The 12,263-nt window shown below is 74.3% G+C and carries 9 protein-coding genes; all 9 read right to left on the reverse strand.

What is annotated here, in order from left to right; genetic code table 11:
- Positions 1 to 32: 32 nt before the first annotated feature.
- Positions 33 to 1,244, reverse strand: coding sequence for a protein phosphatase 2C domain-containing protein (locus tag ABD948_RS09050; RefSeq protein WP_345264926.1), 1,212 nt, complete (start codon positions 1,242 to 1,244; stop codon positions 33 to 35).
- Complete coding sequence (locus ABD948_RS09055) at positions 1,241 to 3,661, reverse strand: serine/threonine-protein kinase (RefSeq protein ID WP_345264928.1); 2,421 nt, start codon at positions 3,659 to 3,661, stop codon at positions 1,241 to 1,243. The genes ABD948_RS09050 and ABD948_RS09055 overlap by 4 nt, the downstream gene beginning before the upstream one ends.
- Positions 3,661 to 4,806 carry a hypothetical protein gene (locus ABD948_RS09060; RefSeq protein ID WP_345264930.1) on the reverse strand — a complete coding sequence of 382 codons (1,146 nt, stop codon included), beginning with the start codon at positions 4,804 to 4,806 and terminating at the stop codon, positions 3,661 to 3,663. Before ABD948_RS09060 ends, ABD948_RS09055 begins: the two co-directional genes overlap by 1 nt.
- A 4-nt stretch (positions 4,807 to 4,810) precedes the next feature.
- Complete coding sequence (locus tag ABD948_RS09065) at positions 4,811 to 5,797, reverse strand: glutamate ABC transporter substrate-binding protein (protein ID WP_345264932.1); 987 nt, start codon at positions 5,795 to 5,797, stop codon at positions 4,811 to 4,813.
- The gene (locus ABD948_RS09070; RefSeq protein WP_345264934.1) at positions 5,797 to 7,074 is read right to left on the reverse strand and encodes a hypothetical protein; all 1,278 of its coding nucleotides are present in this window, start codon (positions 7,072 to 7,074) and stop codon (positions 5,797 to 5,799) included. The genes ABD948_RS09065 and ABD948_RS09070 overlap by 1 nt, the downstream gene beginning before the upstream one ends.
- Positions 7,071 to 8,792, reverse strand: coding sequence for an AAA family ATPase (locus ABD948_RS09075; RefSeq protein ID WP_345264936.1), 1,722 nt, complete (start codon positions 8,790 to 8,792; stop codon positions 7,071 to 7,073). Before ABD948_RS09075 ends, ABD948_RS09070 begins: the two co-directional genes overlap by 4 nt.
- Positions 8,789 to 9,292, reverse strand: a complete 504-nt coding sequence (locus tag ABD948_RS09080; protein WP_345264938.1) for a hypothetical protein — start codon at positions 9,290 to 9,292, stop codon at positions 8,789 to 8,791. The genes ABD948_RS09075 and ABD948_RS09080 overlap by 4 nt, the downstream gene beginning before the upstream one ends.
- A gap of 3 nt (positions 9,293 to 9,295) precedes the next feature.
- Positions 9,296 to 10,540 (reverse strand): toxic anion resistance protein, encoded by a 1,245-nt coding sequence (locus ABD948_RS09085; protein WP_345264940.1) that lies wholly within the window; start codon positions 10,538 to 10,540, stop codon positions 9,296 to 9,298.
- Positions 10,541 to 10,650: 110 nt separating this feature from the next.
- A complete protein-coding gene (locus tag ABD948_RS09090) occupies positions 10,651 to 12,252 on the reverse strand; it encodes a hypothetical protein (RefSeq protein ID WP_345264942.1) in 1,602 nt (533 codons plus the stop codon).
- Positions 12,253 to 12,263: the final 11 nt, after the last annotated feature.

Here is a 12,263-nt window from a genome sequence, read left to right on the forward strand (position 1 = left end):
TGGGCTGCTGGCTGGCTGGCTGGCTGGTCGGGTCAGGCTACGGGCGCGTCCACGCGCGCCAGGGTGGCGGTGATGTTGTCGCGACCGCCGCAGTCGTTGGCGAAGCGCACGAGCGCCAGCGCCAGCGCGGCGGGGTCGGTCGCGCCGGCCTCCTGCTCGCGGACCACGACCTCGGCGATGGCGGTCGGCTCGGAGGCGTAGTTCCACAGACCGTCGGAGCACACCAGCACCCAGCCGGATCCCGACAGCTCGAGCTCGCCCACCCGCGGGGTGAGGTCGGGGCTGTCACGGCCGAGCCACTTGGTGATGGCGTGCGCGTGGGTGGAGGTCTCGGCCTGCTCGCGGGGCACGCCCGCCTCGATCTGCGCCTGCGCCCCGGAGTCGTCGACGGTCAGCTGCACCGGCTCGCCGGGCTGGCCCGGGTCGGGCAGCCAGTAGGCGCGGGAGTCGCCCACGTTGGCGAACGCCAGGCGACGCCCCTCGAGAACCGCGGCCACGAAGGTGGCCGAGGCGGGGTTCGGGGAGTCGGGCGCGGTTGCCGCCACGACCGCCTCGTTGGCGGCCACCACCGTGTCACCGAACGCCTTGGCCACCGCGGCGGCCCGGCTCTCGGGGGTGCCCATGCCCTGCGGGAGCCGCTGCCGCAGCACCTCGCGGGCCGCCCGGGCACCCGCGAGCGACGCGACATCGGAGTCGATCGAGGAGGAGACGCCGTCGAGCACGACCAGCACGGCACGCTCCCCGGGCACGGGGGTGGCGGCGAGCGCCATCGCGTCCTCGTTGCGGTGGTGGGCGATGCCGCGGTCGCACACCCCGGCCACCCATCCGGCCGGCTCCTCACGGAAGTGGTCACGCTCGGTGGGCGCCTTGGTCCCGCACTGCTCGCAGTAGAGGTCGGGGCCCACCTGGCCCCCGCAGGCGGTGCACGGGCGTCGCCCGGCCGGCGGCGCGGGCGCCACCGGCGTCAGGTGCGTGGGGGCGCTGATCGGGCTGTGGCCCAGGTCGTCGCCCGGCGAGGCCTCCCCCGCCACCGTCGGGCCGGTCGCGGTGCTCGCGATGGCGGCCTGCGCCGCGGCCGACGAGCCCGGCGCGGCGGCCCCCGCCGTCACGGCCTGGCCGCAGCCCTCGCAGAAGCGTGCCGCCGGGTCGAGGGCCGCGCCACAGTGCGGGCAGGCCCTGCCCGCAGCGGGCGCGCCGGGCGAAGCCGGCGGGTGTGCGGGGTCCTGGCCGGGGGTCTGGGTCATGTCAGCGTCCAGTTCCGCACGGCGTTGGCCTGGTTGACCAGCGCGATGCGCTCGGTGAGCGTGGGGGTGTCGCGGGCGAGGCTACGCAGGGTGGCCTCCAGGCCGTCGCGCAGTCCGGCCTCGGTGGCCTCGAAGGAGCCCACCGTGCCGCGGCGCTGCGCCGAGGTGTGACCGCCCTGCCGCACCAGGGTCAGCGCCTCGCCCAGGATCCTGACCGTGAAGCGACGCTGCGAGGTGGCGTCCATGGTCACCGACTCCACGGTGCGCATGGCGTCGTTCAGCAGGCCCAGGTCGTGCTTGCCGCTGGCCAGCAGCACCTCCGCGCGCAGCTGGCGGCTCTCCACGTAGCCGCGGCTGCTCGAGGGCACCTGGTCGAGCGCGCGGACCGCACCCTCGGTGTCGCCGCGCATGGCCCGGACCCGGGCCATGCCGAAGGAGGCAGGGGCGACGTACGCGGCGTCCACCTGCGCGCAGGTGTCGTAGAGCCCCTCGGCGACGTCGGGCAGGCCGCCGCGCTCGCAGGCCACGGCCAGCGCCAGCTTGGGCGCCAGCTCGCCCGGCACCTGCTGGCACACGGCGTTGAAGGAGCCCTGGGCGCTGGTCCAGTCCTCGGCCGCCAGCGTGGCCAGGCCGTCGACCCACAGCGCCCGCCACTCCCACGGGTCGTCGGCCAGCAGCTGCGCCGCGACGGCGCGGGCACGGCCGATGTCGCCGAGGTCGAGGGCGGCGCGCGCCCGGGCGAGCAGCACCTCGGCGCTCTCCCCGGGCGCCTGCTCGAGCTCGCGCAGCCGCTCGGCGGGGTCCTCGGTGCCGATGCCCGCCAGCCAGGAGAACTGAGGGTCGGAGGTGTCCTCGCGCAGCGGCGGCAGCTGCTTCCACGAGAGCGCGGAGGTGGAGCCGCCGGGCAGACCGAAGAGGACCGAGGCCGCCGAGCTGGTGGCGACCGCGGGGTGCTTCTTGGCCACGAACTCGCGCAGCACGCCCAGCAGCTGCACACGCAGCTCGTCGGCGGAGGCGAACCGGTCGGCCGGGTCGGGCGCGCAGCACTTGGAGACCAGCCAGTAGAAGGAGTCGTTGGCGGCGAACAGCGGCGTGGAGGCCGGCGGCGGCAGCGAGTGCAGGTAGGTGCCCTGGTAGCCGCGGAACTCCATGCACAGCACCACCAGGGTGCGGCCGATGGTGTAGACGTCCGAGGCCACGCTCGGACCGACCTCGGCCACCTCGGGCGCCTGGTAGCCCACGGTGCCGTAGATGGCCGACTCCTGGTCGTCGATGCGCCGCACGCCACCGAGGTCGATCAGCTTGACGGCGTCGCCCACCTGGATGAGGTTGTCGGGCTTGAAGTCGCAGTACACGAGACCGAGGTCGTGCAGGTACTGGAAGGCCGGCAGCACCTCGAGGATGTAGGCCAGCGCCTGGTCGACCGGCAGCGCGTCGTAGCTGCCGCCGTTCTCGCGCATCCGCTTCTTGAGGATCTGCTTGAGCGAGGTGCCGCCCACGTACTCCATGACGATGTAGCCGGCACCCTCGTGGGTGACGAAGTTGTAGATCTCGACGATCAGCGGGTGCTCGACCTGCGCCAGGAACTGCTGCTCGGCGATGGCGGCGGCCAGCGCGTCGGGGTCGCCGGAGTTGAGCAGGCCCTTGAGCACCACCCAGCGGTCGGAGACGTTCTTGTCGCGGGCCAGGTAGATCCAGCCCAGGCCGCCGTGCGCCAGCGCACCGGCCACCTCGTACTGGCCCGCCACCAGGTCGCCCGGCTGCAGCTTGGGCGTGAAGGAGAACTCCTGGCCGCACTGGGGGCAGAAGCCCTCCTGGCGGCCGGGGACGCCGTCGCGGCTGCGGCCGATCGCGGTGCCGCACTTGGAGCAGGTGCGCTTGTCCTCGGGCACCGCCGGGTTCGGGTTGATGGCTCCGGCGGCGTCGACCGGCGGGGCGGGCGGCACGCGGGTGATGCCGGCGCCCAACCGTGCGGCCCGCATGCGCTGCGACCCGACCCGGGTGCGCCGGGTGCTGAGCGTCCCGTGCGTGGCGCGCGCGGAGCCGAAAGCCGTCGAGGCCACCTTGCTGGCCGAGGTGGCCACCGAGACCTCGGCGCCCAGCGGCGAGTCGGCCGCGGCCGGCGCGGGGGCGGAGTCCGCGGCGCTGCCGCACACGTCGCAGTAGCCGTCGAGGATCGTGCCCGTGCAGCCGGGCTGCGCGCAGCGCCGACCGTCGGCCGCCCGGTCGACGGCGTCGCTCGCGGCCGCGACGACCTGGCCACGCTTGGCGGTCGGTTCGGGCGCCGTCATCGGCGAGCTCACCGGGGCCGCGGCGGATGTGGAGGCGACGGGAGCGCTCGCAGCCGCCATGCCGCACACGTCGCAGTAGCCGTCCTGGATGCTGCCGGTGCAGCCGGACTGGGTGCAGCTGGTCATCAGGCGCTCTCCTTGCCGGCAGCGCCGGGACGCGTGGCCTGGTCGAGCCAGGTCTGGTAGGTGGCCACCAGCTGGCGGGCGACGGTCAGCGGTGAGGGGCGCCGCGCGAGCACGTCGCGCGCCCGCTGCTCGCTCTCGGCCAGGTCGTCGCGGCCCGCGACGTCGAGCGCCCGGGCCTTGGCCACGTAGGCATCGAGCAGCGCCTCCAGCTGCTGGTGCTCCTCGAGCGCGTCGGTGTAGGCGTGCTGCGCGACGTTCATCGCCTCGGAGACGCGCTGCAGCCGCTGCTGGAAGGCGCGCAGCTCGTCGGGGGTGTTGGGGATCGCCCCGAGCGCGTCGACGTCGGGCACCGCGTAGCGCGGCGCGGGCTCCACGGTGGCCACGGCCTGGGACGCCAGGCGCTCGAGGGCGTTCTCGCGCAGCTGCAGGTCGGCGCGCAGCTCGCGCACCCGGGTCAGCTGGTCGCGTGCGTCGCGGCGCTGGGCGTTGCCCACGATCAGGTCGCGCTCGGTGGTGGTGGCGTCCGCCTCCAGCGGTCCGAGCAGGCCGCCGACGTCGCCGCCGCGCTCGGCCTTCTCCGTGATCACCGCGAGCCGCTGCTCGAGCGCGACCAGCCGTGCCTGCGCCGCCGGCCGGGCGTTGGCGGGCTCGAGCGCCACCTGGTCGCGCAGCCGCTCCAGCTGTGCCCGCAGGTCGCGGATGCGGGCGGCCGAGGCGTCCGCGCCGACCACCAGCGCCAGGGTGCTGCGCAGCTGGGCCGCCAACGCGTCGGAGAGCCGGCACGCCTCGGGAACCGAGACCGGCATCCCGCCGGGCACGTCACCCGCACCGTCGAGCCGACCCCAGATGAGAGCACTGATCCGCTCGCGTTCGGTCTCGAGCACGCGGCCGCCGTCCCACGTGGCGAAGATCAGCTGGTAGCGGTCGCTGACGGCTTTCCAGAGCGCCAGCGAGAGCATCATGTCGCCCGCGACCTGGCCCCCGCGGTCGGAGGCGAGCGCGGCGGCGTCGATCTCGTCGAGCTCGGTGCGGCGCGCGCGCAGCCACCCCTCCAGCCTTGTCAGGTAGGTGCCGATCGCGGCGGGCGCCAGGGCCTGGCCCAGGCGCCCGGGCGCCGGCGGCGCCGTCGTCAGTGCGGTGACCACGGCGTCACTCCCGCCCGTAGACGGGCTGCGGCTGGGTGGCCGGCCCCAGCTCGGGGCGCAGCCACTGGTTGTAGCTGGCCTCCCAGGTGCCGTCGGTGCGCGACTGCTCCAGCACCGCGTTCACCAGGCGCACCAGATCGGGGTTGTCGGCGCTGACGCCGATGCCGTACGGCTCACGGCTGAACGACTCCTGGCCGGTGGGCACCACGGCGTAGGGGTCCTGCGCCGAGAGACCGGCCAGCACGGTGTCGTCGCCGGTGATGGCCTCCACCTCGCCGTTCTGCAGCTTCACCAGGCAGTCGGTGTGGTTGGCCGCCGTCACGATCTCGGCGTCGTCGGCCGCCTCGACGATGTTGGTCAGGCTGGTGGTGCCGTCGGGCGCGCAGACACGCAGCCCGGCGAGGTCCTCGGGACCGTCGACCTCCTGCGCGAGGTCGCTGATCACCAGCACCTGCTGGCCCGACTCGTAGTAGGTGGCCGAGAAGGCGATCTGCTCCCAGCGGTCGCAGGTGATGCTGAAGTTGCGCACCACCAGGTCGACGCGGCCGGACTCCAGGGCGGGGATGCGGTCGGCGGCCGTGATCACCCGGTAGGTGATCTTGTCGTCGATCGCCTCGGCGTCGGTCTGCGGGAAGATCGCCCGCGCCACCGCCCGGACCATGTCGATGTCGAAGCCCTCGAAGTCGCCGCTGATCGGGTCGCGCGAGCCCAGCAGGTAGGAGTCGGCGGAGATGCCGACTACCAGGCGGCCGCGGCTCTCGATGGCGCGGGTGCCGCGACCGTCGCGCAGCTGCGCCACGGTGCCCTCGGGCGCGTAGGAGCGGGTGGGGTCGCCGCAGTCCTGGGTGCTGGGCGGGGGCACCGACGGCTCCTCGGAGGCCGACTCGGCGTTGGGCACCGGGGTGGCGTCGTAGCCGCAGCCGGCCAGCAGCGCGCCGGCCAGCGCGAGGCCCGCCAGCGCGGCGCGGGAGCGGGTGGGTCGGGTGCGCATCAGGCGTACTCCCTCCGTCGCTGGTTGATCCCCCAGGCCACCGCGCCCGAGGCCACGAGCCCGGCGAGCAGCAGGAACACCACGAGCACCAGGCTGAACCCCCGGCTGCGCAGCTCGGCGGTCACCTCGCCGCTGGCCTGCTCGACCTCGGCGGCGGCGAGCTCGTCGTACTGGTCGAAGGCGGTGGTGCTGCCCCCGGTGGCCTGCTGGACGGCGTCGTCGTAGCGGCCCTCGTCGTCGGCTTTGACCACGAGCCCGTGCACGCCGACGTAGTACCTCCACTCGGCGAGCCGCGTGGTGTTGTCGCGGACGATCGCGGAGGCGGCCAGCCACGGCTCCTCCGCGGTCTCGCCGGCGGCCCGGTTGATCAGCCGCTTGCTCTCCTGCGCCTTGGCGTCGTTGGCCGCGGTGCGGGCCTCGGCCTCGTCGACCGCGGTGCGGAACGCCCCGGCCTGCAGCTCCTCCGCGGTGCCGTTGCGCGCCGAGCCGTACGCGGCGGCCACCAGCGTGGCCAGCAGCACGACGCCGGCGGCGACCGCGATCCCGAGGTTGACGCGGCGGTGGAAGCGCTGGGCGATCTGGCGGTTGACGAACCACAGCCCGAGCACCACCAGCACGGCCAGCACGATGAGCCAGACGGGATGGTGTGCCTGCAGCTCCTCCTCGGAGCGCTCGGTGTTGGCCTCCACCAGCGCGTCCAGCACGGCCGCTGCCTCGCCACGCAAGGCGGTGCCGGCCTCGGCCAGGTAGGCCTTGCCCACCGGGTAGCCCTGGCGGTTGCCGTCGCGGGCCTGGGTGATGGCGGTGGTGTACCGGTTGACCTCGCCGGCCAGCGCGGTGAGCGCCTCGCGGTCGGCGGGCTGGGCCTCGGCGGCCGCCGTCAGGTCGGCGAGCACCTGCTCGATGGCGTCGTCGTAGGCCGCGCGCTGCTCCGCGGGCTCCAGGCCTCCACTCAGGTAGGCGTTGGTGGCCAGCGCGTCGGCGCGGTAGAGCGACGTCTCGATGGCCTGCACCCGCACGAGCTGCTCGGTGTTGTCCGCGGCGCGGCCGCTGCCCTGCCACGCGAGCAGCTGCACCAGCCCGGCCAGCACCCCGAAGACGACGCACAGCGCGACCGCCGCCACCTGCAACCGGTTGAGCAGCTGCGGCACGTCCTCGCCCAGTCGCTGGGCCTGGGCGGTGTCGAGTCCGGGCGCTGCCGCGACAGCCGGGGCCGGGGGCGCACCGGCCGGCGCCGGCCGCGCGGGCGCGCTCGCCGCACCGGGTGCCTGCGTCATCGGTCCTCCTCGGAGTCCGGTCGGGGCTGCTCAGCCTGCCCCACCGGGGGCTCCGGCGCCTCGGGGTCCGACCCCGGCTGGTCCCCGGCCTCGTCCCTGGCCTGGTCCCCGAACGCCTCCCCCAGCTCGACGGCGGGCTGGTCCCCGGCCGCGTCGGCGGGCGGCTCGAGGGCGACGTCGAGGTCGTCGGGCTCCAGGGTGCGCAGCTGCTCGATCGTGGGCTCCTCCACCTCGCGCAGGCGCCAGGCGTGGCGGCCGATGGCCGCCTCGAGCAGGTTGCGCACGTAGCGGGCGTTGCCGAAGCTCGGGCCGCGCTGCACCGTGGCCAGCTTGGCCGCCAGCCGCTCGAGCACCTCGGGGCCGGCGTCGTACTCGGCGCCCTTGAGCATCACCTCGAAGATCGCCACCAGCTCCTCGTCGGTGTAGTCGACGAAGTCGATGGTGGTGCGGAATCGGCTCTCGAGCCCCGGGTTCTGAGCGACGAAGACCTCCATCGGCGCGGGGTACCCGGCCACGATGACCACCAGGTCGTCGCGGTTGTCCTCCATCTCCTTGACCAGCGTGTCGACGGCCTCCTGGCCGTACTGGTCGCCGGCCAGCGCGTAGGCCTCGTCGATGAAGAGGACGCCGCCCTTCGCCTTGGCCACGACCTCGGCGGTCTTCATGGCCGTCTGCCCGAGGTAGCCGGCCACCAGCTCGGAGCGGTCGACCTCCACGAGCTGACCTTGCGAGAGCAGCCCCAGCGCGCGGTAGATGCCGGCCACCAGCCGGGCCACGGTGGTCTTTCCGGTGCCGGGGTTGCCGTTGAAGATCATGTGCCGGGTGATGGTGGGCGCGGCCAGCCCGGCCTCCTTGCGCAGCCCCTCGACGCGCAGCACGGCGGCCTGGCGGTGGATCTCGCCCTTGACCGTCTCCAGGCCCACCAGCTCGTCGAGCTCGGCCAGCAGCTCCTCGACCGAGCGGGGCTCCTCCTCCGGCTCCGCCGGCTGCTCGGGCTCGGCGGGCGTCGGCTCGGCGGGTGCGGGCTGGGTCGGCTGGGTCGGCTGCGTCGGCTGGGTGGGCTGGGTCGGCTGGGTCGGCTGGGTGGGCTGCGTGGGGCCGGTGCCGGTGAGGTCGAAGGCGCCGGGCACGCCGGCGTCGACCTGCGCGAGGTCGAGGTTCGACGCGGTGCGGCCGAGCTCACCGGCGCTGCGCTCGACGCCACGCTGCAGGGCGTGCAGCTGCTGCATCACCCGGGCGCCCACGCCGTCGAGGACGCCGGGCGCAGGCTCGCGCACGCCGGGAGCCGCGGGGCCGGGCGCGGGGGTCGGTGCGGCCGGGGCGACACCGCGCTGGGCGGCGCTCGCCATCATCACGATGCCGGCGGTGCGCTCGTCGGGCACGCCCAGCGTGGCGGCCGCGGCGGCCACGCCGGTGAGGGCGTCGAGGTAGGGGGCGGCAGCAGTGGGCTGCCCGCCGAGCAGCTGGGAGGCCAGCGGGGTGGGCGAGGTGCGGTACCGACGGCCGGCCATGGCGGCCTCCATGAACGCCTCGGCGGAGATCTGGCGCCCGGTCTGCTCCGACCACCGCGCGAAGGAGCCCTTCATGTGCTCGGCGACGGCCGCGGCCAGCGCCTCGCCCTCGGCGCGCGCCTGGGCGGGGTCGAGGCCGGCGCCGCGCGCGGCCTCGGCCAGGGCGTCGAGCGCGTCGGTCAGGGGGGCTGCGGGAGAGCTGCTCATGAGGGGGATCCCAGCGTGAGGTCGGGGCCGTTCGGCGTGCCGAACTTGGCCTGGAGGAACATGCCGTGCGCCAGCAGGGCCTGGGCGTCGGCGCGGTTGGCGGCGTCGAGGATCTTGTCCATCGTGGAGCCCAGCAGCTCCAGCTGGTCGACGAGCACCATGAGCGCGGTCTTGTAGCCGTCGATGGGGCGGGTGTCGGCCCAGTCGCGCGGCAGGCGCAGGTAGCCGCCCACGGCCTCGGGCAGGTAGCTGGTGGCGGTGGCCACGACCGAGTAGGCCTCGGGACTGCCCAGACCCAGGTGGCGCAGCCGCGGCAGCGCGTCGTTGATGGTGCGCGCGATGCGCACCACCCGCGAGATCACCACCGGCGGGGCGTTGCCCTCGCGCAGCTGGGCGTTGACCCGGTTGAGCGCCGCCAGCACCTCCTGCTCGGTGGGTGGCTGGGCAACAGGGGTGGGCTCGGGCTCACGCCTTCGCCGGAACCAGGAGCCGATACCCACGCGTCAGGGCATCTGCGAGAGGTCCAGCGCACCCGCGGCGTTGCGCTGGTCGTGGGCCTGCACGCGCTCGAGGTAGGACTTGGACTTGGCCACCTCGGCGTCGAGGACGCCGATGGTCTGCGACATGGAGTCCAGCGCCTTGAGCTTGAACTCGTCGATGCTGTCCATGGTGGCGTAGATGTTGGAGAAGGCGGCCTGCAGCTGCTCCATGCCGATCGTCGAGCTCGCTGCCTGCTCCTGGATCGCCGCGGAGTTGTCGCGCAGCATCTCCGAGGTGCGCTGGATCATCCCCGACGTGGTGGTGTTGAGAGCAGTGATCTGGTCGAGCACCAGCTTCTGGTTGCCCAGCGCCTGCGCCACGATGACGGCGGTGCGCAGCGCGCCCACCGTGGTGGTGCTCGCGCGGTCGACGCCCTTGATGAGCTCGATGTTGTTCTTGATGATGATGTCGATGGCCAGGTAGCTCTGGATCGAGACCGCCAGCTGGGTGAGCAGGTCCTGGTGCTTCTGGCGCACGTAGAACAGCACGTCCTGGCTCAGCGCCTTGGCCGCCTCGGGGTCGCTCAGCTCCAGCTCGGCGATCTTGGCCGAGAGCTTCGCGTCGAGGCGCTCGGCCACGTAGATGTACTGGTTGAGGCGCCCCATGACTGTCCAGAGGTTGGTCTTCTCCAGGTTGAGCGCCACGTTGTCCTTCTGCAGCTCGTCCTGGCCGTTGCGCAGGCTGTGCAGGATCCCGTTCAGCTGGGTCTGCGCCGACTGGTACTTGCGGAAGTAGTCGGTGATCTTGTCGCCGAAGGGCAGGAAGTCCAGGAACTTCTTGGCGCCCGTGGCCTGGCTGGGGTCGAGGTCCTCGACCGTGCGCCGAAGGTCCAGGAGCGTCTTGCCCACCGCCGACCCCTCGGCCAGACCGCCCTCCTTGAGGGCGCGGACCGGCTGCTGCAGCATCCGGTTGGAGGTCTCGGCCGCCTTGCGGATGTCGGCGTCGCCCATGACCCGCACGCTCTCGGCCTGCGCGGCGAACTCCGGGCTGCCCACCTGGGCGGTCTCGAGCGCGGTGAGGAAGCCGTCGACCTTCTTGTCGAGCTCGGGGACCTGCTCGGCCGACACCTGCGGCGCCATCTTGGGCGCCTGGGTCTCGATCACCTTCGCAGGGGCCTCCGGCGCGGTCAGCGTGACCACCGGGTCCGGAGGGGCCAGCGGCATGGCGGCAGCGGCGCCGGACTGGTCGGGCGTGGGGGTCTCGGTCATGGGTCCCTCCGAGGTGCGCGGGTGATGCCCGGAGGCTATCGGCCCCGGGCCCCGGGAGTCTCCCCCGTTCGCCCCGGGCTAACCCTGGTTCTCACCCCGAGCCAACGACGTCAACGACGGCGCGCGGCACGGACCAGGATCTGCACCGCGTCCGACGCCGTGGCGCGCGGGGCGGTGGGTGCCGCGTCGTCGCGCACCGTCACCCGGCAGGGCACCCGGACCGGCTTCGTGCCGGCCCGCGCCGTGATCCGCAGCGTGAGCGCCGTGGCCTCGCCCGGGGCGAGCGACCCGGTGCGCCAGGTGCCGCGACGCACGGCGCCGGTCACCTCGCGCCCGCCGGCGTACGCGCGGACCACCACACCACGACCGGGGGTGCACCCCTGGACGCGCAGCCGGGTGGCGGCGCTGCCGGCGTTGACCAGCCGCGCCCGGACGGCCCGGACGTCGCCCGGGCGCACGACGGCGCGGGCCGGTGCGAGGGTGACCCGCACGCCACGACGCACCGCGGGCGCTCCGGCGGGCTGGGCCTGGACGACGAACGCCTCGGCGTCGCCGACCGAGGGACCGAAGGTGTCGTCGAGGTCGGTCCCGGCCACCAGCAGGCCGGCGACGTCGTCCCACTCCACGGAGCCACCGGTCGCGCGCGGGTACTCGCCGCCCACGGCCACGCGCTCGCGCGGGGTGCCGTCCTGACCGAAGGGGTAGAGGGTCATGCCCACCAGGTCGCCGAAGAGCGTGGTCGCCGTCGCGAAGACCACGGGTCCCCGCGGGGTGGCGGCGAGGTCGACGTAGCCGTCCACGGCACCGGACCCGAAGCGACGCAGCCACTGCCGGGTGCCGTCGGAGGAGTAGGCCCCCACGGCCATCGCGTACTCCTGGCTGTTGGGGTCGCCGCCCACGATGCTCAGCCCGGCCACCAGGACGCGCCCGTCGCGCACCCGCACGCGGGCGGGATAGTCGTCGGCCGCGGTGTCCACGGCGACCGACCAGTCGCGCGTCAGGGCGCGACCGTCGAGGCGGCTCAGACCCATCCGGCGACCGTCACTCCCGCCGGCGGCGGACGCAGCGGCACCCAGCACCACGACGTCGTCGCGCAGCACCGCCACGGACTGCCACGACGTGACGCCGATCGGTCCCGGCGCCGCGCTGCGTGCCAACTGCTCGCCGTCGGTCAGCGCGAGACGCACGACGACCGGGGCGCCGCCCCGCTGACCCACGACGTAGTAGCTGTCGTCGAGCACGGCCAGCCCGACCATGAAGCCGTCGTGCGACCGCGTGCGGGTCCACAGGTGCTCGCCCGCGGCGTCGTAGCGGGTGACGGTGTAGCCGTCGTAGCCCTCGGGGTCCGCGCCCACCGTGTCCGAGAGGACCAGGACGCCGTCCGGTCGCGCGACGACGTCGGTGACGACGTCGCCCCGCGCGGTGCCGCCCTCACGCGTCCACTGCACGCGTCCGGCGGCGTCGAGCCGGGCCACGACCACGTCGCGGTCCCGCCCCTGGCCGGTGGTGGCGGCCGCGTAGGTGACCCCGCCGACCGCGGAGATCCGGGTGCCGGACTCCTCCGTGCCGGGGCGGTCGAGCCGCGTGGCCCAGCCGGCGGCGTCGGCCGCACTCGTCGTGCTCGTCGTCGCGTCATCGGCTTCGGCTGCTGGAACGGCTCCCACCGTCAGCGCCAGGGCACACACCGTCACGGCCCCCAGGATCCCCCGCACGTGCGGACTGT

The organism is Nocardioides nanhaiensis, assembly GCF_039542785.1.
GTDB classification, from domain to species: Bacteria; Actinomycetota; Actinomycetes; order Propionibacteriales; family Nocardioidaceae; genus Nocardioides; species Nocardioides nanhaiensis.